10 protein-coding genes and 1 pseudogene are annotated in these 23,803 nt (G+C 72.2%); 7 read left to right on the forward strand and 4 right to left on the reverse strand.

What is annotated here, in order from left to right:
• The first annotated feature begins 34 nt into the window (after nt 1-34).
• Entirely contained in the window at nt 35-895 is an 861-nt protein-coding gene (locus AB0E94_RS22110) for a hydrolase (RefSeq protein WP_360328911.1), read from the forward strand.
• A 54-nt stretch (nt 896-949) separates the two neighbouring features.
• On the opposite strand, the gene AB0E94_RS22115 is transcribed toward AB0E94_RS22110, so the two are convergent.
• Nucleotides 950-3,712: a glycosyl hydrolase gene (locus tag AB0E94_RS22115; RefSeq protein WP_360328913.1), complete on the reverse strand. Its 2,763-nt coding sequence runs from the start codon at nt 3,710-3,712 to the stop codon at nt 950-952.
• Nucleotides 3,713-3,884: 172 nt separating this feature from the next.
• On the opposite strand from AB0E94_RS22115, the gene AB0E94_RS22120 reads away from it, so the two are divergent.
• Nucleotides 3,885-5,522 (forward strand): tetratricopeptide repeat-containing diguanylate cyclase, encoded by a 1,638-nt coding sequence (locus AB0E94_RS22120; protein WP_360328914.1) that lies wholly within the window; start codon nt 3,885-3,887, stop codon nt 5,520-5,522.
• Nucleotides 5,523-5,530: 8 nt separating this feature from the next.
• Here AB0E94_RS22120 and AB0E94_RS22125 read toward each other — a convergent pair whose 3' ends face one another.
• From AB0E94_RS22125 to AB0E94_RS22135, 3 genes are all read right to left on the reverse strand, one after another.
• Nucleotides 5,531-6,250 (reverse strand): hypothetical protein, encoded by a 720-nt coding sequence (locus AB0E94_RS22125; RefSeq protein WP_360328916.1) that lies wholly within the window; start codon nt 6,248-6,250, stop codon nt 5,531-5,533.
• Between the two features lie 111 nt (nt 6,251-6,361).
• Nucleotides 6,362-6,592: a hypothetical protein gene (locus AB0E94_RS22130; RefSeq protein ID WP_360328918.1), complete on the reverse strand. Its 231-nt coding sequence runs from the start codon at nt 6,590-6,592 to the stop codon at nt 6,362-6,364.
• 349 nt (nt 6,593-6,941) lie between these two features.
• On the reverse strand, nt 6,942-9,074 hold the full coding sequence (locus tag AB0E94_RS22135) for a cellulase family glycosylhydrolase (protein ID WP_360328920.1): 2,133 nt from the start codon (nt 9,072-9,074) through the stop codon (nt 6,942-6,944).
• Between the two features lie 150 nt (nt 9,075-9,224).
• Here AB0E94_RS22135 and AB0E94_RS22140 point away from each other — a divergent pair.
• The 5 genes and pseudogenes from AB0E94_RS22140 to AB0E94_RS22160 form a co-directional block, all read left to right on the forward strand.
• Nucleotides 9,225-9,689, forward strand: a pseudogene (locus AB0E94_RS22140) (cellulose-binding domain-containing protein); the annotation flags it as partial.
• A 1,008-nt stretch (nt 9,690-10,697) separates the two neighbouring features.
• Entirely contained in the window at nt 10,698-11,597 is a 900-nt protein-coding gene (locus AB0E94_RS22145; protein ID WP_360328922.1) for a hypothetical protein, read from the forward strand.
• Nucleotides 11,598-11,884: 287 nt separating this feature from the next.
• On the forward strand, nt 11,885-19,045 hold the full coding sequence (locus AB0E94_RS22150; protein ID WP_360328924.1) for an SDR family NAD(P)-dependent oxidoreductase: 7,161 nt from the start codon (nt 11,885-11,887) through the stop codon (nt 19,043-19,045).
• Nucleotides 19,042-23,502, forward strand: a complete 4,461-nt coding sequence (locus AB0E94_RS22155; RefSeq protein WP_360328925.1) for a beta-ketoacyl synthase N-terminal-like domain-containing protein — start codon at nt 19,042-19,044, stop codon at nt 23,500-23,502. Before AB0E94_RS22150 ends, AB0E94_RS22155 begins: the two co-directional genes overlap by 4 nt.
• Entirely contained in the window at nt 23,499-23,798 is a 300-nt protein-coding gene (locus tag AB0E94_RS22160) for a hypothetical protein (protein ID WP_360328927.1), read from the forward strand. The genes AB0E94_RS22155 and AB0E94_RS22160 overlap by 4 nt, the downstream gene beginning before the upstream one ends.
• Nucleotides 23,799-23,803: the final 5 nt, after the last annotated feature.

Here is a 23,803-nt window from a genome sequence, read left to right on the forward strand (position 1 = left end):
ATATAGCGTTAGTGATGGAACTGAGGAGGCGACGATGAACACCTACCGCGAAGTGAACCTTCCGGAGGGCTGGGCGCCCTATGCCGTCGCTGCGGACGCCAGCGTTGTTCTGTGCGCGACGATCCTGGATCCGCCGGGAATCGCCCGGAGGCTGGACGGGGAGATCAGGCACGAACCGCTGGACGGCCGCCCGATGTTGCTGGCCGTCACCCCCGACGGCGCGCTGTGGTGCACCCGTTCCGACGACCGGCTGAGCCGATGGGACGCCGGCGGCGGGCACACGGTGATTGACGTTCCGGCCGGGTCGGCGCCCTACGGCATCGCGGCTGCCGGCGACGGGGGAGTCTGGTTCACCGCACCCGGGCTGAACCGGATCGGCCGGATCACCGGCACCGGCGAGTTGACCATGATCGACCTGCCGGTCGCCGACGCGCGGGCCGCGATGATCACCGTCGCCACCGACGGCACGGCCTGGGCCGCGCTCAACGGCGCCGGCGCCCTCGCCCGGATCACCGGCGGCGTCGTCGAGGTGGTGGAACTGCCCGGTGGCCGGGCTCCGGCGGCGCCTGTCGGTGTCGCCGCCTCGCCGGACGGGGTCTGGTATGCGGACATCGCCGGGGGCTGCGTCGGGCTTGTCGACCCGTCCGGGGCGGTCGAGCAGATCACCTTCGACGATCCCGGGTGCCGGCCGCATGCCGTGGCCGCGGATCCCGACGGCGGCTGCTGGGTGACGTTGTGGGGCTCCGGTCAGCTGGCCTACGTCACGACCAAGGGTGACGTCACGCTCCGCCCGCTGCCCGGCCGGGAGCCGCATGGTCTCTGCGTCTCCGGCACCGAGGTGTGGGTGGCGATGGAGAGCGGTTCCCTGGTGGCCGTCGATCGGCGAGAGGGCTGACCACCGGTGGGGCTCTCACCGCCTCAAGAGCGCTGAGAGCCCCACCGGCGAGGTTCAGCAGCCGCCGTAGACGCGGAATTCGAACAACGAGTAGCCGTACGGCGTACCGCGGGAAGTGCCGTTGACCCTGATGTAACGCCCGCTCCCGGAAAGGGTGACCGTATCGGTCCCGCCGTCACCGTTGGTGACCGTCGCGGCGGTGGTCCAGGAGCTGCCGTCGGCCGACGTCTGGATGGTGTAGGCGGTGCCGTAGGCAGCCTCCCAGACCAGTTCGGCCCGGCTCAGCGACTGTGCCGAACCGAGGTCGACCTGCAGCCACTGCGGGTCGGCGAAGGCGCTCGACCAGCGGGTCGCCGCGTTGCCGTCGACCGCGTTGGCCGCCGGGAAGTCGGCGCTCTCGGTCGACGAGGCGATGGCCGGCCGGCCCTGGGAGAGGAGAGTGCAGGTGGGGGAGGGTGACGGGTTGACCACGCCGCCGCCGTTGGCGTTGCCGCCGCTCCAGGTCAGCCCGCCGACGGTGGCGGTCTTGCCGGCCGCGACGCTCATCGTCCGCCCGTCGGAGAACGTCACGTTGAGCGCGCTGTTGGTGATGTTCGAGGCCACGTACGTCTTCACGCCGTTCTTGGTGAACACCTTGGCCAGCGGATGGTTCGCGGTGACGGTCTTGTCGATCGTGCCGAGTGCCGCGATGTTGCGGATCCAGTGGAACGTGTGGGCTTTGCTCTCACCCTCCTCGGAGGTGTAGTTGCCGCCACTGGCCCGGAATTTCGACAACGCGGAGTCACCGTCGCCGAGCGCCAGGAACTGCCAGTGCATGTCGCGCCACTGCTGTGGTTCGCCGCCGTTGTTGCGTACCAGCTCGGCGTAGGTGTTGCGCACCGACTCCGGGTAGTCGCCCAGGTAGAGCTGCCCACCGGTCATCGGCAGCATGTTGATGCCCACGACCAGCGCGTGCTCACCGCTGAACCAGGTGGCGTAGGCGCCACCCGAACCCCACACGATGGCCGCGTAGTTGTGCCCCCACTGGGTGGGGAAGTTCTCGCCGGTGACGTCGAACCAGTACTCGTTGATCGCCGCGGCCTGCGTGGTGTGCAGCCAGATCCCGGCGTCGCGGATCGTGCTGTTGCCGGTGGCCTGACCCCACTGGATGAGCGCGTTGGAGAAGTTCTGCCCCTCCGACGACGACTCCTGGTTGTTGCCCGCGCCGAAGGCGCCATGCCCGGACGCCCAGTCATGACCGGCATAGATGTCGAAATCACGGAGGTACGGGAACCGCGTGTCACCACGGTCGTAGTTGTTGGCGTCGCGGATCAGCAGGTCGACCATGCCGCCGTACTGGCCGGTGGTCGCCCAGTTCGGGTCGAACTTGGCGAGGGTCGCCGCGGCCGCCACGAAGTAGCCGTAGTGGAAGTGATGGTCGTTGAGGTCCTCGTCGGAGGCGTAGGACGCCGGGTAGCCGATGAGCGTGCCCCAGTTGCGGTCGTAGTAGAACAGCCGTGCGGTCTTGCCGGACGACGCGGTGAACCAGTCGGTGATCCGTGTCTTGATCACGTTGAGCGCCGCGTCCCGGACGCCGGTCAGGTTGAGCTGGTCGGCGATCTCCGCGATCCGCGCGGCCCGGCCCAGGCCCTTGCCGGTCCAGTAGGTGTCGTCGCCGCGGAAGTCGGCCGGGTTGCCCAGTTCGGCGTTCAGGTAGTTGGTGACCGTGGTCAGGTCGGCGCCGCTGCTGTCGGCGACGGCCGGGATCTCCGGCAGCACCCCGGTGTACTTCATCGACGTGCGGAACTGCGTGCCGGTCACGATCTTCATACGGCCGCGCGGGGACACGTACGTCTGCGTCGAAGGTGTTGATCCGGTGAGGTATCGCCACTGATGTGGGTAGAGCGCGATGACCGTGCCCGTGCCGCTGCCCTCGCGGGCGGTCGTGGTGAAGGCGTAGGTCGTGTCGACCGTGCCGGTGGCCTGGCTGTAGCTGTAGGAGACACGCGTCCCGGTGACGTGGTTGTGCGCGTAGGCGTTCCACGAGTCGGCCAGCGCGACCTTCTCCGCGGTGGTGTTCGCGGTCGTCGTCGGCAGCACGCCGACGGTGAAGTAGCCCTTGCCGGCCAGCGTCGAACGGAACGTGTTGCCGCTCGCCGTCCACGTCGACCCGGCCGGGCCCCACGCCACGTAGTCCTGCCCGGCGATCGAGAAGCCGAGCCGGTTGCCGCTGTTCGACCAGGCGGTCGGCGGGCCGGTCACGGTGATCAACGCGTCGCCGCCGGTGGCCTGGAAGTACGTCAGCGGCAGCCCGTGGCCGATGGTCGCCTTCAGCGTGCGGGTGCCGTCACTCCACGACGGCGTCACGGTCCAGTCGGTCCAGCCGTCGACCAGCGCCTTCGGCGCATTCAAACCCGCAACCCCGACAACCAGCTTCTGCGCGTACGGGTAGTGGTACTCGCCGAGGCCGGTTGCGCTGCCGCTGATCGCCGGCGTCTGCTCGTAGGAGAACCCGAGCCCGCCGGCGACCGGCCGGTAGGCGAGCGGGTGCGCGTAGAGCGGCTGGGAGAAGGCGCAGTCGTCGCCCTTCTTGAACAGCAGCGACGACCACCAGTCGTTGGTCGGCACGGCGCCCGCGGGCGCGTTCGCGGTGACGTTCTCCCGCGGGTTGGTCGACACCGATCCGCAGCCGGTGGGCAGTTTTGCGCCGGCTGGGAGGGTCTCGGTGTAGCTGCCGGCGCCGATCGTCGCGGCGTCGGCGCTGCCGGACAGGGTGACGGCCAGGATGCCCGAGCTGACCGCGACCACGAGCGCGGCTGCCGAACGTGCCAATCGCATGGGGATGCCTCCGATGGGGGTCTGCCTTCGGCGGGAGATGCCTTCGGCGAGAGCGTGAGAGCGCTCTCTCGGCGGTGACGGTAACTGTGTCCAACTAGTTCGGTCAATGTTTCTGAGCGGTTACCCAGGTTGAAGTCCTTGGCTTCCCTCTCGGGCTGCCGATAATGGGCAGGTGAGCGGATCTTTGAGCACCGGCTCGATCCCGTCCGCGGCGCGAACCGCGGCCGCCGCCTCCCGGCCTGCCCGCTCCCCAGCCACCACCGCCGCCACCACCACCGCCGCCATCGCCGCACTCGCCGCCGAGATCCAATCGCTGGAGTTCCGGTTCGGTATCGACGGCGCCCACGTGCTGGCCCGCTCCGCCGAGCTCGCCGCCGAGGCCCGCGCCCGTGGCGAACACGCGCTGTATCTGTGGGCCCGCCTGCTGGAGGCCAACATGCGCCGCCGCTCCGGCGAGCTGGCCCCGGCCACCGCCATCTGCTCCGAGGTCAACGCGTGGGCCCAGCAGCACCGGCACCGCCCGCTGCTGGCCCGCAGCCACCAGCAGCTGTCGATAGTCCACGACAACCTCGGTGACATCGCCGCCGGGCTGGAACACGCGGTCCGCGCGGTGGAGGCCCTCGACGACGACGCGTCCCCCCGCGCCCGCGGCGTGATCCTGCTGCGGCTGGCCGACGTCCTCGCACAGGGCGGCTCGATCGAGGCGGCCCGTACCCGGTACGGCCACGCCGAGCAGGTCGCCGTCGCCGCCGAGGACGTCGACCTGCACCTGGTGGTGCTCAACAATCTCGCCTACGCCGAACACCTGTCCGGCGACCACGAACGCGCCTGGACGGCGGTGCAACGCCTGCGCACGGTGACCGAGACCGCCGGCGGGGAGCTGTCCGCCGACGCCCTCGACACGATGGCGATGATCCAGGTCGGTCGCGGCCGCTATGCCGAGGCGGCCGAGATCGCGCAGGGCAACGTCGAGGCGTACGAGGTGGCCGGCCCCGACGACGCTGACGGCCTGGCCGAATACCTGCTGACCCTGGCGATCGCCCAGCGCCACCTCGGTGACACCGGCGCCGCCCAGGACAGCCTGGACCGGTGTGCCGCCCTCTGCGACGACCGCGAGCTCGCCGGAGTCGGCGTCCGCGTCCTCCAGGAACAGGCCGAACTACACGCGGCGTCCGGCGACACCGGCCGGGCGTTCACCGTCTACAAACGGTTCCACGAGGCCGAGCGGGAACTCCACTCACAGCAGCGCGACGCGCAGGCCCGGGCCCGGCACGCCGTCTTCGAGACCGCCGAGGCCCGCCGCGAGGCCGAACGTTTCCGCGAGCAGGCCCGCCGCGACCCGCTGACCGGCCTGCCGAACCGCCGCTACGTCGACGAGACCCTGCCCGGCCTGCTCGCCACCGGCCCGGTGACGGTCGCCCTGGTCGACCTGGACCACTTCAAGCGGGTCAACGACATCTGCTCCCACGAGATCGGCGACCGGGTCCTGGTCGAACTGGCCGACCTGCTGATCGAGGCGTCCCGCTCCCGGCCGTCCGGCTCGGCGTTCGCGGCCCGCCTCGGCGGCGAGGAGTTCCTGCTGGTCCTGCCCGGCTGTGACGCTGAGGAGGCGACCACGCTGCTGGAACGTTTCCGCGCCTCGGTCCAGGACCACCCGTGGCAGCCGCTGACCGGCAACCTGCCGGTGACGGTGAGCGTCGGCGCCACCGAATCCACCCCGGGCGACACCCAGCGGCGGGTCCTCGGCGCCGCCGACAAGCTGCTCTACGAGGCCAAGGACGGCGGCCGCAACCGCTGCGTCCTGGGCTGACGAGCCGGTCAGCCCACCTTCCAGTCACCTGACGCCCTCCACCCGGAGACGTGAGCCACGCGGACCAGATGAGGTTGTGAGTGCTCGTAGATCTGGAACACCACCCGGTGATCGAGCTGCATACCCTCGTCGATGCCCATCGCGTCGCCGGTCAGAGCCTTGGTCAGCTTGGCATCGTTTTCGTACCAGGTGCCGTCCTCATCGCACAGCCAGACCCTGTGGTTCACGGTCAGCACGTACCCGCCTCGGTCGCTGACGTTGTGCTCCCGCACCTTCACCGACACGAGTCGCCGTCCGGCTGACGGCTGCAGATTCGTGCCCGGCTCCACGTCGTTCGTGCCCCACACCGAGACCTCGCGCGTCACTTCGTAGGTGGAGGGGTCGCGGACCTCGGCGACCTCGCCGACCGCGATCCGTGGCCCGCGGCTGGGCAGACTCTCGAGCCGCGGCACCCGTCTCATCCCGGCCACGTCGGTGGGCGCTGTGTCCGGGGCGATCTCCGGGCTGGACAGACAGGCGTATCCATCGAGCTCGTCGGCCACGACAGCGACGGTGCCGCCCGTGACGACCAGAACGGAGACGGCCAGCAGTACGCGCCGCCAGGGGCGACGGCGAGGTGCCGGCGACTCGTCCGTCACCGCTGCCGGTGGCGGTTCGGGCGCCGGAGGCTGCCCGGGGCGGGTGCGCCGGCCCGCCTGGAACGCCAGCGCGACGGCTGTGGCGGCCACGGCTGTGCAGGCGAGACGGCGGTATACGCGGTTACTGGGCCGGGGCACGGCCGCCGTCATCGGCGTACCGCGCCCCGACCTGAGGGTTGGTCCAGCCTTCTCTACGAGGCCTCAGGCCGGCCCGGCCGTCGCCGATTGGAAAGCGGCCTTGTCGGCCTCGGTGTACTCGCCGTTGAGCTCGGCGGCGGCCAGCCCGTGCGGATCCCAGCCCGAGCCGAGCAGTTTGCCCTGTTGGGCGACGGCTGAGACCGCGGGCCGTCGCTCAGCACGGGAATGTGAGGGGTGTTTCCGTGTTGGGCGACGGCTGAGACCCCGGCCGTTGCCCCACCAGCGGAATGCCAATCGGCTCTACCTGGCTGGGCGACGGCCGGTGGGGCCGGTGATCTGTTGCGCGAGGGCCCGCTGTTGCGCGAGTTGCGAGTCGGCAACGTTGATCAGCGCACACAGTCGCGGACCGTGGGATTTCGTCGTCGTTGCAGCGGGGACGGGCGCACGCGTTCGGCTGATCGTGGGCGTTCATCCATGCCCTGGCGATGATCGGAGCACGCACAACGCCAACGTGTGCTCCCGTCTTCGCGCGGCCCCGAGCCGACCGCGTTCCGGTGATGTTCGCCGCGCCGGAAAGCCGCCAGCCATTGATCGGGACATGACAGTGCCCCCGCCTCGAACGGTGGGGGCACTGTCGGTTCGGTTACTCGGCTCGGATGTTGTCGAGGTGCACGGTGCCCGGGTTGATGTAGATCCACAGGACCCGGACGTCGGCCAGGGCGGTGCTGTCGCAGGACATCGCGGACAGCAGGTCGATGGTGGCCGTGGTGGTGGTGTCCTGGTTGATCCAGGTGAAGTTGGACTGGCACCAGGCGAACCCGGAACCGGTCTGCACCGCGATCGCCGCGTTGGTGCCGGCGGACGGGCTGGTTCGCAGGTCGTACTTCAGGGCGCTGCGCGTGGACAGGTCGATCGGCTCCGGGAAGGTGACGCCGAACCAGCCGCCGTCGGCCGCGTCGACCCGCAGGCCGTGTGTGCCGTGGGTGGCGAAGTCCGTCGTCTGTGCCACGGCTCCGCCGTTGGGCTGCCACGATGCCGACGCCCAGCCCTCGGTGCCGGTCTCGAACGAGGCGAGCACCGCCACCGCCGCCGGGTCCGGTTTCACGGTGATCGTCACGGTGGCCGTGTTCGACAGCCGCCCGGCCTGATCGCGAACCGTGTAGGAGGCGGCCGCCTTCCCGACGAAACCGCTGTTCGGTGTGAAGGTCAGCGCTCCGGCGGCGGTGATCGTGAAGGTGCCACCGGCGACCGTGAGGGTCCGTTGCCGCTGCGGCGTGACCGGGTCGAGGTCGACGCTCGCGGTCTGGACCGGGCTGCGATAGCCGATGTCGTTGGCGGTCGGCTGCAACGTCACGGCGGTGTCGAATTCGGTCACCGCGGTGTCGTGGTCGGCGACCGGCGGTCGTGACCGCTGTCCGAACGCGATCTCGTCACTGGCGTTGCTGATCGTGGTGCAGACCGGGCTCGGGCAGTAGACGGTGAAGCCGTCGTAGTCCGGATACAGCGAGCCGTCGTCCTGGGATCCGGAGAGGATCCAATACAGGAAGCCATTTCCTCCGGTACGGGCGAAGTCGTTCAGCCATTGCTGGTAGACCGGGTTGCGGGTGTTCTTGTTCTTCCACCCGAACTCGCCCAGCATGACGGCCTTGCCGAGCTGCTTCGCGGCCTCGTTGTGGCGGGTGATGTAGTTCGACGCCCACTGCGGGGTGCGGTTGCCCCAGCCGTCCGGATACAGGTGGTAGGACATCACGTCGATGGCCGGCAGCTTGGTCAGGGCGATGCTGTCCACCCCTTCGCCGCAGTTGTCGATCCAGTCCGGCGCGTCCGGACCATCGCAGAAGAAGCCCTCGTCGCCGACGCTGACCAGGTGTTTCGCGTCGAGTGACTTGATGTGCCGGGACATCTCGTCGGCCCAGGCGGTGACTGTCTGCGTGGTGCAGGACGAGCTCTGCGGATAGACGCCCGATCCCTTGCAGCGGGGCTCGTTGCCGAGTTCCCACGTCATGATGGTCGGGTCGTCCATGTACTTGATGCCGTTGACTGTGTTGACTCGATTCAGTACATGGTTGATCCAGTCCTTGTACCAGCCCTTGATGACCGGGTCGGTGTAGAACTCGTCGTGGTAGGCACCGCCGCGCCACCGTACGTACTGATCGATCCCGCCGAAATCGGACCAGTTGTTGGTCAGCGGCAGCACCAGTTTGATCCCGCGCTGTCGCGCCGCGGCGATGACGTAGTCGAGCCGTTCCAGGCCGTCCGGGCCGTCGTTGAAGGCGGGTTTCGTGCCGTCCCAGTACTGGAAGTAGACGCCGTCTGGGGCGGGCGCCACCGAGTTGCTGCCGTCGGCGTTGCCGATCAGGCCGAACGCCCAGGTGCGCAGCACGGTGAAGTCGGCCGCCGCGGCGTCGTCGAGCACGTCGTCGACCATCGCCCGGCTCTTGTAGAACAGGTAGTAGTTGTTGGTGCCGCCGAAGCGGAACGTCCTTCCGTCGAGGAGGAGCCGGTGCCCGTCGCGGACGACGAACCCGCCGGACGACGGCGAGGCCGCCGTGGCCAGGGCGGTGGCGGCCGCGCCGTCGGACGGTGACAGGGCCGCCGTGGCCGGGACGGTGGAAGCTGGGCCGGTGGGCGGTGGCAGGGCCGCCGTGGCCGGGACAGTGGCGGCCAGGGCGGTGGCGGCCGGGTCGTCGGGCGGTGGTGGGGCCGCCGTGGCCGGCGCGGTGGCGGCCAGCGCGCTGACCAGCGCCGCCAGAAGAACGACGATGCGGCTCCTCATGGACTGCTCCTGCCTCTATCGACTGTGGCCGATGTCACGGTAAGCCGGTGTCCTGCGCTGGTCAACGGCGCGCGGGCAGAAACTTAGCGAGTTTAAGTAAGGGCTTATGCGTGCTTGCCGAAAACGTTTTCGGCGCGCACCTTGATAGGCATGTCTCAATTGAGTGCTCGACGAGCCCGTACCCTGCCGGTGATCGCCGGCGCGGCCGTCCTCGCCGCCGCGACGGTCGTCGCGGCACAGGGGGCCAGTGCCGCGGCAGCCGGCTGCCGGGTCGACTACACGATCAGCTCCCAGTGGCAGGGCGGTTTCGGCGCCAGTGTCGCCGTCACCAACCTCGGGGACCCGATCACCGGATGGACGCTGCGCTGGTCGTACGGCGCGGGCCAGACCGTCACCCAGGCGTGGAACGCCACGGTCAGCCAGAGCGGCGCGGCCGTGACCGCGGTCAACGTCTCCTACAACGGCAGTCTCGCCACCGGCGGGAGCACGTCGTTCGGGTTCAACGGATCGTGGACCGGCAGCAACCCCGTTCCCACCGCGTTCGCCCTGAACGGTGTCGCCTGCACCGGCGGGGTCACCCCGACCTCGTCGCCGACCGGCGGCAGTCCGTCACCGCAACCCTCCGGCTCCGCCGCCCCCAGGACCGTCCGGGTGTTCTGGCTCAAACCGACCGATGTCTCGTACGACCAGCGCTACCCCGACGGCATCGCGGCGGTGGTGCGGGAGGCCCAGAGCTACTACCGGCAGGAGCTCGGCCGGACGTTCGCGCTCAACAACACGGTCGTCGAGGTGGTCAACGGCGAACACGACCGGAACTGGTACATCACCAACAACTGCACCGGCAGCGACCACTACTGGTGTGTGGTCGGCAACATGCACCAGGAGCTGATGCGCCGGTTCGCGATCAGCAACCCGGACAGCAGGTGGCTGTGTGTGGGCCTGATCAGCGCCGAGGAGACCAACCAGTCCGGCGGCGGCGCGAGCCCGGGCTGGGTGGTGCTCAGTGGCCACGACGCGGACGGCGCGGCCGGGGTCAACGGACCGATGAACCGCTGGTACGGCGGAATGGTCCACGAACTCGGCCACGCCTTCGGGCTGCCCGACTCCACCTCGACCGACGGCACCCCGATGTCCGCGTCGTTCTACTCCTACCCGAACACCCACTTCAGTCAGGCGCAGAAGAACGCGATCCTGGCCGGCCCGTACGGCAGCTTCCTGTCCTGAGAAACGCCCGCCGTGGCGGGCCTGAAGCGGACGAGCCCCGAGCAACGCCCGCCGTGGCGGGTCTGAAGCGGGCGAACCCCGAGCAACGCCCGCCGTGGCGGGTCTGAAGCGGACGAGCCCCGAGAAACGCCCGCCGTTGCAGGTCTGAAGCGGACGAACCCTGAGAAACGCCCGGCGCGGTGGCGCCGCGCCGGGCCGCTCGACCCACCGGTGACGCTGCCCGGTGAGCCCGGAGCCGCGGCGCCGGTACCCAACGTGGCCGAACTTCGACGTCCGTCGCGGCCACCCGCTGACCGGGAATGGTCGCAAGATTGTCGCCCATGGTGAACGTGGTCGTGACAGGCCGCCGCCCGGTATGCGAGGCTACCCGTCGGTAACGTCGTCGATGAAGGTGGCGCTATGTCGGGTTCGGTGGATGTCCCCTGGCTGGAGCCGTCCGTGCTCGATCCGGGGCTGGTGCGCCGGACGTGGCGGTCGGCCGAGGCGCTGCACGGGCTGATCTATTTCGCGCCCGAGGCCCATCAGCGCTACGCGGCCCTGGGCATCGATCCCCGAGCCGGGTACTTCGCGTCGCGGGCGGCGGCCATGGGGCCGGTCGGGCCGGGTGCGGTGACGGCCGCCTTCTTCAACTTCAACCCGGAGCTGGTCGCCCGCGCGTTGCCGTCCGCATGGGAGCACGCGACGCCGGCGGCGGTGCTGGCGGCCCGGCTGGACGCCGCCGACGCCGCGCTGACCCGGGTGCTCGGCGACGCGATCGGGTCGGCCGGGATGTGCGAGGCCGCCGAGCTGGCCCGGCGCGCCGCCGAGTCGGTGGCCGGCCGTCCGGAGGGGCGCGCCCTGTTCGCCGCGCACGCCGCGCTGCCCTGGCCGCAGGCGCCGCACCTGATCCTCTGGCAGGCGCAGACGGTGCTGCGTGAGTTCCGCGGCGACGGGCATGTCGCCGCGCTGCTGCTGGCCGGGCTGACCGGGCTGGAGGCACTGGTCCTGCACGTCACGTCGGGTGAGGTGCCACGTGGGTTCGTGCAGCGCAGCCGGGGCTGGAGCGACGAGCAGTGGGCCGCCGCGACAGATAGGTTGCGCGAGCGTGGGCTGATCGACGGTGACGAGCCGGCGCTGACCGATCGGGGGCGGGCGCAGCGGGAGTGGATCGAGGCGGCGACCGACCGGCTGGCCGCTCCCGCCTATGCGGTGCTCGGCGCCGGCGGGTGTGCCCGGTTCGTCGAGTTGATCGCGCCGATGAGCCGGGCGGTGCTCGAGTCGGGTTCACTGAATGTTAACAGCGCGGTGAGCCAACGCTGACATTGGCTGCGAGAGCCTGACGGACGTCAACTATCGATGTCCGTCGATTGAATCTGCTCCGCCAAAGGTGGCCAGTCGCGCATGGACATGCCCCGTACGCTCGGTGAATTCAAGATTCTCTATTGACATCCTTCGATGGAATGACGTTTCCTTCTCGGGACGGTATGTATCCAAAGCCATCGATCGCTGTTAGCTTCGGAAGCACGCGAAGCAGGTCAAACCGGCGAAATTCTTCGAGCCTGCGCGTGACCGTGCGGATCACCTCTGCGTGACGGAAAGGGCCGACGATGTCAGCCGTACCCCGCAATCTCGTGATGGGTCTGTGCCCCACCGGAGAACCCAACCCCGGCCTCGTGGCCGCCGTCGCCCGCGGTGGCGGGCTCGGTGTCCTCGACCTCGGCCACCGACTGGCCGAGACCCGGCAGGCCCTCGCCGAGACGGCCCGCCGGGCACCCGGCGGATTCGCGGTCCGCCCGGCCCCCGGCTGCCCTCTGGACCCGGCCGACCTGCCGGACGAGGTGCGCGCGATCGTCGTCGACGCCCCCGCGCTCGACCTGCTCCCGGCCTGGGCGCCGACCGCCAGTGATCGTCCGGTGCTGGTCCAGGTCGTGTCCGAGCAGGAGGCCCGCGCGGCGCTCGCCGCCGGCGCGGCCGGACTGGTCGCCCGGGGCAGCGAGGCCGGCGGCCGGATCGGGTCGCTCACCGCGTTCGTGCTGTTCCAGACGCTGACGGCGGCACTGCCGGGCACCCCGGTCTGGGTGGCCGGCGGGATCGGCCCGCACACCGCCGCGGGGGTCCTCGCCGGTGGCGGCGCCGGAGTGGTCCTCGACGGCCAGCTCGCCCTGGTCGCCGAGGTCAGCCTGCCGCACCGGGTGGCGTCCGCGATCCGGGCGATGGACGGCACCGAGACGGTCGTGGTCGACGGGCACCGCGTCTACACCCGCCCCGACCTGCCGATCGCCGCGCTGGCCGCCGGGCCGGGCGGTGTTCCGGCCCACCTCGGCCTCCGTGACCTGCACCGGCAGCTGCTGCCGATCGGCGCCGAGGCCGCGTTCGCCCGGCCGCTCGCCGAGCGCCACCGGTCCGCGGCGGCCGTGGTCCGCGCGATCAGCGACGCGGCGGTCGAGGGCGTGACCGCGGCGGCGAGGACCGCCTCCGGGCGCAGCCGGCTCGTCGTGCAGGGGCCGATGACCCGGGTCAGCGACCAGGCCGCCTTCGCCGCCGCGGTGGCCGAGGGCGGCGGGCTGCCGTTCCTGGCGCTCGCTCTGATGGACGGCGAACAGACCGCACGACTGCTGGCAGGCGCCGCCGAACTCGTCGGCGACCGCCCGTGGGGTGTCGGGCTGCTCGGCTTCTCGCCGCCCGAGGTGCGATCCGCCCAGCTCGACGCGGTGCTGGCGGTGCGCCCGCCGTACGCGATCATCGCCGGTGGGCGGCCGGACCAGGCCGCGCCGCTCGACGCCGCCGGGATCACCACGTTCCTGCATGTGCCGTCACCGGGCCTGCTCGACCGGTTCCTCGGCCAGGGGGCGCGCCGGTTCGTCTTCGAGGGCTCCGAATGCGGCGGCCACGTCGGGCCGCGCGCCAGTTTCCCGTTGTGGCAGAGCCAGGTCGACCGGCTGCTCGCCTTCGACGACGACCTCAGCGATGTCCGGGTGCTGTTCGCCGGTGGCATCCACGACGAACGTTCCTCGGCGATGGTGGCCGCGCTCGCCGCCCCGCTCGTCGCCCGCGGCGCGCAGATCGGCGTGCTGATGGGGACCGCCTACCTGTTCACCGAGGAGGCGGTCAGCGGCGGCGCGATCGTCCCGGCGTTCCAGCGGGTGGCCGTGGAGACCGCTGCGACGGTGCTGCTGGAGACCTCACCCGGGCACGCCACCCGCTGCGCCCGCACCGGGTATGTCGAGACGTTCGCCCTGGCCCGGCAGCGGCTCGCCGAGACCGGGGCGAGCGTGCAGGACAGCTGGGCCGAGCTGGAACGGCTGAACCTGGGCCGGCTGCGGGTGGCCAGCAAGGGCCTGCGCCGCCAGGACGGTGAACTCCGCGAGGTCGACGGCGACACCCAGCGACGCGACGGCATGTACATGATCGGCGACGTGGCCACCCTGCGGTCGGCCACCACCACGATCGCGGAACTGCACCGGCAGGTCACCGACGGCGCCGACGCCCTGCTCGCCCGGCGGGCGGCGGACTTCGCGCCCGCTCCGGCGGTCGTGCGTGAACCCGAGCCGCTCGACATCGCCATAGTCGGCATGGCCTGCGTGTTGCCGGAAGCCGAGGATCTCACCGCCTTCTGGCACAACACGGTCACCGGCCTGGACGCGGTCACCGAGATCCCGGCCGGGCGCTGGGACGTCGGCCGCTACTTCGACCCCGGCGCCTACCGGCGGCCCCGGCGCGACGCGACACCGTCCAAGTGGGGCGGGTTCCTTCCGGAGATCAAATTCGATGCGCTGGGGTACGGGATCCCGCCGGCCAGTCTCGCGAGCATCGAACCCGTACAACTGCTGGCCCTGGAAGTCGCCGCCCGTGCTCTGGCCGACGCCGGATACGCCGACCGGCCGTTCGCCCGCGATCGAGCCTCGGTCATCTTCGGTGCCGAAGCCGGCCACGACCTGGCCACCGCCTACGGGTTCCGGGCGCTGCTGCCCGGCTACCTCGGCGACCTGCCGCCGGAGCTCGACGCGCACCTGCCGACGGTCACCGAGGACTCGTTTCCCGGTGTGCTGTCCAACGTGATCGCCGGGCGGATCGCCAACCGCCTCGACCTCGGTGGCGTCAACTACACCGTCGACGCCGCCTGTGCCGCGTCGCTCGCCGCCCTCGACCTGGCCTGCAAGGAGCTGACCGCCGGCACCAGTGACCTGGTCCTGTGCGGCGCCGCCGACCTGCACAACGGCATCTACGACTACCTGATGTTCGCCGCCGTCCGGGCGCTGTCGCCGTCGGGGCGGTGCGCCACGTTCGACGCCGAGGCCGACGGGATCGCGCTCGGCGAGGGCGTCGCCTGTGTGGCCCTGAAACGGCTGGCCGACGCCGAACGGGACGGCGACCGGGTGTACGCGGTGATCAAAGCCGTCGCCGGGTCCAGCGACGGCCGGTCGCTCGGGCTGACCGCGCCCCGGCCGCAGGGACAGCGCCTCGCCCTCGACCGGGCCTACACCCGGGCCGGGCTGTCGATCGCCGACGTGGGACTCGTCGAAGCACACGGCACCGGCACGGTCGTCGGGGACCGTACCGAGCTGGCCGTGCTCACCGAGGCGTTCACCGAAGCCGGGGCGGCGCCCGGAAGCACCGCGCTGGGCTCGGTCAAGTCGCAGGTCGGGCACACCAAATGCGCCGCCGGGCTGGCCGGGCTGATCAAGGCCGCGTACGCGGTGCACACCGGGGTCCGGCCGCCGACCCTGCACCTGGGTGCGCCGAACCCGTACTGGGACAGCGCGACCAGCCCGTTCGGGTTCGACCGGACCGCCCGGCCGTGGGCCCGCCCGCCGGCCGAGCGGATCGCCGGGGTCAGCGCGTTCGGGTTCGGCGGCACCAACTTCCACGCCGTGGTCGCCGGTTACGACGGCGGTGGCGAACCCGCACACGGCCTCGACGAATGGCCTGCCGAACTGTTCCTCCTGCGCGGCGCGGACCGGGCGGCGGCCCTCCGGCACCTCGACCGGCTGACCGCCCTGATCAGCGCCAACGATGCGGCCGGCCGGCCGTGGCGGCTGCGTGATCTGGCGTGGACGCTGGCCGCCGGCGCCGATCCGGGCCTGCCGGTCCAGATCGCGATCGTGGCCCACGACCTGGACGGGCTCACCACGGCCCTGGCGCCGGCCCGGGACTGCACCGCCGACCCGAGCCGCGGCGTCTTCGTGAACGCCGGAACCGGGCCGGGCCGGGTCGCCTTCCTCTTCCCCGGCCAGGGCAGCCAGCGGCCCGGGATGCTGGCCGACCTGTTCGTGGCGTTCCCGCGACTGCGGGCGGCGATCGACGGGCCCGCCGCCCGGTACGCCGACGTCATGTTCCCGCCCGCCGCCTTCGACACGGCTGCCGAACGGGCCCAGCGGGCCGCGCTCGCCGACACCCGGGTCGCGCAGCCCGCCCTCGGCATCGCCGACCTGGCCGCGTACCGGCTGCTCACCTCGCTCGGGGTACGCCCCGATCAGCTCGCCGGGCACAGCTACGGCGAAGTCGTGGCGCTGACCGCGGCCGGCGCCCTCGACCCGGCCGACCTGGTCGGGCTCAGCTCCGCGCGGGCCGCGGCGATCCTCGGCGCGGCCGGCGACGACCCCGGCGCGATGGCCGCCGTCTCCGCCCCGGCCGACCGGGTCCGCGAGGTTCTCACCGCCCACCCGGACGTCGTGCTCGCCAACCACAACGCGCCCGCCCAGACCGTGATCTCCGGACCGACCCCGGCGATCGAGGCCGCCCTCGAAACCCTGGCCGCACTGCGGATCGGCGCGAAACGGCTGCCGGTGGCGTGCGCGTTCCACAGCCCGGTGGTCGCCGCCGGCGCCGTCACCTTCGGGGCCGAACTCGCCGAACGCCAGGTAGCCGCCCCGTCCGTCGAAGTGTGGAGCAACACCGAGGCCGCGCCCTACCCGGAGCAGCCCGGCCGGATCCGTGCGCTGCTGGCCCGCCAGATCGCCGACCCGGTCCGCTTCACCGAGCAGATCGAGGCGATGTACGCCGCCGGCGCCCGCACCTTCGTCGAAGCCGGCCCCGGTGACGTGCTCACCCGACTGGCCCGGAGCATCCTCGGCGACCGGCCGTACGTCGCCGTGGCCCTCGACCGGGACGGTGACGCGGGCCTGCCCCGGCTGTTGCGGGTACTGGCCGAACTCGCGGTCACCGGTGTCGCGGTCGATCCGGAAGCGCTGTTCGCCGGCCGTGACGCCGCCGTCGTCTCGGTCGACGCGGTGCCGGCCCGCCCCGGCTGGACCGTCGACGGGCATCTCGTCCGTACCGCCGACGGACAGTCACTGCCCGGTGGGCTGCGGCCGGCCGAGGTCGTGGCCGGCGTGCCGGCCCCGGCGCCGGTGACCGCCCCGGCCGCCGAACGGGACGCGGCCGTGATGGAGTTCCTGCGCAGCACCCGGGAACTGGTCGCCACCCAGCGCGAGGTGATGCTCGGCTACCTGGGCGCCCCGCCGACAGCGCCGCCCGCCGTGCCGCTCACCTCGCCGCCGGCCGCGCCGCTCTCCGGCGTTCCGGTGCCCGTCGCCGGTCCGCCTCCCGCGGTCCCGGCCGCGGCCCCTGAGCAACTGGACGTTCTCGCCCTGGTGGTGGCCACGGTGAGCGAGCGGACCGGTTATCCGCCGGAGATGCTCGATCCGGGGCTGGATCTGGAGGCGGACCTGTCGGTCGATTCGATCAAGCGGACCGAGCTGATCGGTGAGCTGGCGGATCGGCTCGGGTTCGGCGGTGTCGGCGGCCGGATCGACGAGTCGGTCGTCGAGGAACTGGCCCGGATCAAGACGATCCGCGGCATCGCCGACTGGATCGAGGCGCAGTCACGGCCCGGTGCGGCTGCGCCGGCCCCGCAGATCGACATCCTCGCGCTGGTGGTGGCCACCGTGAGCGAGCGGACCGGCTACCCGCCGGAGATGCTCGACCCGGCCCTGGATCTGGAGGCGGACCTGTCGGTCGATTCGATCAAGCGGACCGAGCTGATCGGTGAGCTGGCCGACCGCCTCGGGTTCGGCGGTGTGGGCGGTCAGATCGACGAGTCGGTCGTCGAGGAGCTGGCCCGGATCAAGACCATCCGCGGCATCGCCGACTGGATCGAGGCAGCCACGGTCAAGACCGTCAGCCGTCGCTCAGCGACCGAATCACACCCGGATGACCATGCTGACGTACGGCTGGCGGGCTCAGCCGTACGCCACAACGGTTATGAAGGCGCCGAAAGGCGCGTGAGCGACGGCTCGCGGTCTGGCCCGGCGATACCGCAGGACGGTCCGGTGGGCGCCGGAAGGCGCGTGGGTGACGAGGGGATGCTGCAACGGTTCGGTGTGCGGGTGGAACCGATCGCGCACCTGCCCGGAGGGCGGGCGGACGTGCTGGCCGGCCGCCGGATCGCGATCGTCGCCGACGGGCGCGGCATCGGCCTCGAGCTCGCCGACCTGCTCGACGACGCCGGGGCTTCCGGCGAGGTCCACGACGGCGCGGGTGACGTGCCGGACGCGGACGGGCTCGTCTACCTGGCCGGGCTGGGGCCGGAGCCGGCGCCCGACGTGCCGGAGGTCTTCCGCGTCGTGCGGCGGGCCGTGCTCGGCGGGGTGCGGTCACTGATCGTGGTCACCGGGTCGGCGGGGACGTTCGGGCACGGCTGGGCCGGCGACACGGCAACCGATCCGGCACCCGGCGCGGGACTGCGCGGGCTGATCCGGACCGTCGCCCGGGAATACCCCGATCTTCTGGTACGGGCGGTCGACGTCGACCCCAAGGAGGCGCCCCGCAAGATCGCGCGGCATCTGGTCGACGAACTCGGCACGCCGGACGGGCCGGTCGTCGTCGGGTACACCAACGGCACCCGTAACACGCTGCGGGTGACCGGCGAACCGGTGGACGAACCGGTCGACGTGGCCGCGGCCGGCCGGGCAGCCGGGTTCGGGCCCGAGTCGGTGGTGCTGCTCACCGGCGGCGCCCGTGGGATCACCGCAGCGGTTGCCACAGCGCTCGCCGACGCCTCAGGTTGTCACGTCGAGCTCGTCGGCCGTACCGCCATCGGTTTGGAAAGACCGGACCCGCTGGTGATGGCCGCGGACGGTGAGCCCGGACTGCGTCGCCTCCTCGTCGAACGCGGGATGCGGGACCCGGCCGAGATCGGCGCCGCCGCCCGCCGTCTCGCCGCCGAACGGGAGATCCGGCTGACCCTCGACCGGCTCGCCGGAACCGCCGCGTCGGTGCGCTACACGGCCCTCGACGTGCGCGACGCCGGGGCGGTGGCGCGGTTCGTCGACGACGTCCGCGGCCGGCACGGGCGTCTCGACACGATCGTGCACGGCGCCGGCCTGTGCGAGGACAAACTGATCGCCGACAAGACTCCGGAGTCGTTCGAGCGGGTCTTCGGCACCAAGGTCGACGGCGCCCGGGCGCTGGTCGCCGCCGCGCCGCCGGACCTCGCGCACCTGGTGGTGTTCGGCAGCGTGTCGGGCGTGTTCGGCAACCGTGGCCAGGTCGACTACGCGGCCGCCAACGACGCCCTGGACACGCTGGCCCGCACCTGGCGGCACGGCCGGGTCGCCCGCCGGGTCCTGTCGGTCGACTGGGGACCGTGGGCGCCGCAGGCGGGCGGCATGGTCACCCCGGAGCTGGCCCGGGAGTACGCCCGCCGCGGCGTCGGCATGATCGACCCGGCCGGTGGGGTGGCGGCGCTGCTGGCCGAACTGGCGTGGGGACCGGCGGACAGGTGCCAGGTCGGGTTCCTGAACGCGCCGCTGGAGACGTTCGAGTGAGCGCGGTCGCGATCGTCGGGATGGGCGCGGTCTTTCCCGGCGCGGCCGACACCCAGCAGTTCTGGCGCAACATCGTGGCCGGCGTCGACGCGACAGGCGAGGTTCCGGTCTCCCGGTGGGATCCGGCGACCTTCTACGACCCGCGGGCCTATCACCGGCCGCCGGTCGCGGACCGGTTCTACTGCCGGCGGGGCGGGTTCGTCGACGAGGTCGCGTCGTTCGACCCGACCCGGTTCGGGATCATGCCGGCCGCGGTCGCCGGCACCGACCCGGACCAGTTGCTCACCCTGCGGGCGGCGGCCGAGGCGATCGAGGACGCCGGCGGTGTGGACGCGCTGCCGGACCGGTCCCGGATCGGTGTCATCATCGGCCGGGGCGGCTATCTGACCCCGGGCATGGCCCGGCTCGACCAGCGGGTACGCACGGTCACCCAACTGCTGTCCACGCTGCGCGAGCTCGTCCCCGGACTGTCCGCGGGCCAGCTCGACGGGGTGCGGGAGCAGTTCCTGGCCGCGCTCGGGCCGGAGAGCCCGGACGCGTCGATCGGGCTGGTGCCGAACTTCGCGGCGGCCCGCGTCGCCAACCGGTTCGACCTGCGCGGGCCGTCCTACACCGTCGACGCGGCCTGTGCGTCCGGGCTGCTCGCGGTCGACGCCGCAGTCCGCGAGCTGGCGACCGGCCGCTGCGACGCCGTCCTCGCCGGCGCGGTGCACGTCTGCCACGACCCGACGCTGTGGAGTGTGTTCACCCAGTTGCGGGCGCTCAGCCCGAGCGAGCGGATCCGGCCGTTCGACAGGCGCGCCGACGGCACCCTGATGGCCGAGGGCACCGGGGTGGTGGTGCTCAAACGGCACGCCGACGCGGTCGCGGCCGGGGACCGGATCTACGCGGTGGTCCGCGGGGTCGGGGTGGCCAGTGACGGGCGGGCGTCCAGCCTGGTCAGCCCCAGCCCGGACGGTCAGGTGCTGGCCGTCGAGCGGGCGTGGGCGGCGGCCGGGCTGGATCCGGCGGCCCCGGATGCGCTCGGTCTGGTGGAGGCGCACGGCACCGCGACACCGGTCGGGGACGCCGCCGAACTGGCCACGCTGGCCCGGGTGTTCGGCGGGGACGGGCCGGCGATCGGGCTGGGCACGGTCAAGTCGATGATCGGGCACGCCATGCCGGCGGCCGGGATGGCCGGGCTGATCAAGGCGGCGCTCGCCGTCCATCACGGTGTCCTGCCGCCGACCCTGCACGTCGACGAACCGCATCCGGGGCTCGCGGCGACCCGCTGCCGCCCGGTGACGTCGGCCGAGCCGTGGGAGTCGGACGGGCCGCGCCGGGCCGGGGTGAACGCGTTCGGTTTCGGCGGCATCAACGCTCACATCGTGCTGGAGGAATGTCCGGCTAGCCGGACCTCAGACACCTCAAGCGGTACGGATAACCTGGCTCAGCGACGGCTAGCCGTCGCTGAGCCGGTTTTACTCCTCGCCGCGGACAACCGTGACGCGCTCGCCGCTCAACTCGCGGCTCCGGATGACAGGCTGCTGGCACTCGCGGCGACGGCCGGGGCCGAGCAGACGGCCGGGGCCGACGCGGGCGCGGCGACGCCCGGGGCCGGACCATGCCGCCTGGCGATCGTCGCGCCGACACCCCGCCGCCTAGCCCTGGCCCGCAAGGTCGTCGAACGCGGACGCCCCTGGCGCGGCCGGGAGGACATCTGGTTCACGACGGAACCCCTGCTCACCGCCCCCGGCACGCTGGCGTTCCTGTTTCCCGGCTTCGAACCGGAGTTCGCACCCCGGATCGACGACGTCGCCGGACATTTCAGCCGGTCGGTTCCACGTCTGACCGGCGGCACCGAGTTGCACTCGCGGGGCGCCGACGTGGTCGCGGTCGGCCGGTTCCTGGCCGAGGCGCTGGGCGACCTGGGCGTGACCCCGGACCTGATGGCCGGCCACAGCCTGGGGGAGTGGACCGCGATGGTGGCGGCCGGCAGCTACCGGGCTGAAGCCGTCGACCGGTTCGTGGACTCACTGCGGCCGGGCACCGTCGCGATCCCGGAGGTCGACTACGCCGCCGTCGGGTGCGCCGCCGACCGGGCACTCGCCCTGGTCGCGGAGCCCGACGTGGTCGTCTCGCACGACAACTGCCCGCACCAGTCGGTGCTGTGCGGCCCACCGGCGGCGATCCGGGCCGGCCTCGACCGGTTGCGGGCGGCCGGGGTGCCCGGTGAGGTGCTGGCGTTCCGGTCCGGGTTCCACACCCCGATGGCGACGCCCTACCTGGCCGAGGTCCGAGCGTCGTTCGAGGTGCTGCCGCTGGATCCGCCGCACACCCCGGTCTGGTCGGCGACCACCCTGGAGCCCTATCCGGCCGGTCCGGCCGACGTCCGTGAGCTGCTCGTCCGTCACCTGCTGGAGCCGGTCCGGTTCCGGCAACTGCTGGAACGCCTGCACGACACCGGCGTCCGCGGTTTCGTCCAGGTCGGACCGGGCAGCCTGACCGGTTTCGTCGGCGACACCCTCGGCCGTCGCGAGCACCTGTCGATCGCCGCGCACGTTCCGGCGCGCGGTGGCCTCGCGCAGCTGCGCCGGGTGGCCGCCGCCCTGTGGGTGGAGGGCCGTTCGCCGAGATGGGACCGGCTGCCCACGGCGAAGAAGGCGAAGCAGGCGAGGACCGGCGCTCCGGTCCGGCTGGCGCTGGGCGCGCCGCCGGTGCGCCTGGCCGGAACGGTGCCGCCGCTGATCCCGGAACCGGTCGCCGCGACGCCGCTCCCGGCCCTGTCCGCGACCGATCATCCGGTGCTCGCCGCGCTGGCCGCGACGCTGACCGACACCGCCGCGGCGGCCCAGACGATCTCCGAAGCCTGGCTGACCGCACCACAGACCCGCCCGACGGGAAGCCCGGCGGAAGGATCGGCGGGAAGGGCCACGGGAGGATCGGCGGGAGGACGGGCCGCGCCGCAGCCCGCCGAGCCGACGATCACGACCAGCACCGTGGAATGCTCGCTGGACGCCATGCCTTGGCTGACCGATCACAGCCTGATTCCGCAGGCCGAAGGCTGGCCCGACCCGGCCGACCGATTCCCGGTGGTCCCGCTCACCGGCCTCCTGGAACTGATGGCCGACGCCGCCCGCACGGCCTCCCCGGGACTCACCGTCGTCGGACTGGAACAGGTCCGCGTCCGCCGCTGGCTGGCGGTCGCCCCGCCGGTCACCGCCACCATCAGGACCGACGACACCGACAAGACCAAGATCAAGGTCACCATCGACGGGTACGCGTCAAGCACCGTACTGCTGGCCCCCGCCCCGCCACCCGCCCCGCCGCCGGACACCACCCCGCTACGCGACGAACACCCGGCCCCCATCGACGCCACCAGGCTCTACGCCGACGGCTGGATGTTCCACGGCCCCGCCTACGCCGGCATCACCAGCCTCGACACGGTCGCCGCCGACGGCATCCGGGGCGAGTTGACCGCCCTGCCCGCCCCCGGCGCCCTGCTCGACGCGGCAGGGCAGCTGATCGGCCACTGGATGCAGGTCAGCGCCGAGGCCGACCAGGTGGTGTTCCCGATCGGCATCGGCGCGGTCCGCTGGTTCGGCCCGCCCCCGCGCCCCGGCGAGCGGCTGCGCTGCACCGCCCGGATCACCGAGCTGACCGCCGACCGGATGCGAGCCGACGCCGAGCTGGTGGACGGCGACGGCCGGACGCGGATCACCATCACCGACTGGGCCACCCACCGGTTCTCCACCGACGAACGCATGTGGCAGCTCAAACAGCATCCCGGCGAGACCGGTGCCGCCGAACCGCAGCCGGACGGCTGGTGCCTGGTCCGGGAACGCTGGCCGGACACCGCCACCCGGGAACTGGTGATGCGCCGCTACCTGGTGGCCGCCGAACGCGCCGACTACGCCGACCGTTCCCCGATCGCCCAGCGTGACTGGCTGCTCGGCCGGGTGGCGGTCAAGGACGCCGTCCGCGAGCTGCTGTGGCGCCGAGCCCCCGGCGCCCTGTTCCCGTGCCAGATCCGGGTCGGCAACGACGCCGACGGCCGCCCGTGGGCCCGCGGCCCGGCCGGCGAGCACTTCCACGTGTCGCTCGCCCACACCGGCCGGCTGGCCGTGGGCATCGCCGCCGAACACGGACCGGTCGGCATCGACATCGAACCGATCGCCGACCGCCCGATCGCCGACGTGGCGCTGACCGCCGCGGAGACCGCCCTGATCGAGGGCGCCGGCCCGGCGGACCGGCCGGAACTGCTGATCCGGCTGTGGACCGCGAAGGAGGCCGTCGCCAAGGCCGCCGGCACCGGGCTCGGCGGCCGGCCCCGCCGGTTCGCGGTCACCGACCTGGACACCACCGGCTGCGTCGTCACCGTCGACGGCCAGAGGTGGCCGGTCCGCCACCGGATCCTGGACGGCTCCCATGTCGTCGCCTGGACCACCGCACCACCGAGCACAGGAGGTACCGCGTGACCGCGCCCGACACCAGCCAGCTTCTCGACCACTTGCGGGCGGACCTCGCCGAGGTGATGGGCGACGACGTGCTGCTCGCCGTCGACATCACCCCGGACACCCGGTTCGACGACGACCTGGCGCTGGAGAGCATCGAGTTCGTGGCCCTCGGCGAGATCCTGCGGGAACGGTACGGCGAGCGGGTCGACTTCCCCGGGTTCATCGCCGGCATGGAACTCGACGAGATCATGTCGCTGACGGTGGGGCGGCTGCTGGCGTACATCTCCGATCGTCTCGCCGAATCGGCGACGGTGTGAGGCCC

This window comes from Actinoplanes sp. NPDC026670, assembly GCF_040638175.1.
Lineage (GTDB): Bacteria > Actinomycetota > Actinomycetes > Mycobacteriales > Micromonosporaceae > Actinoplanes.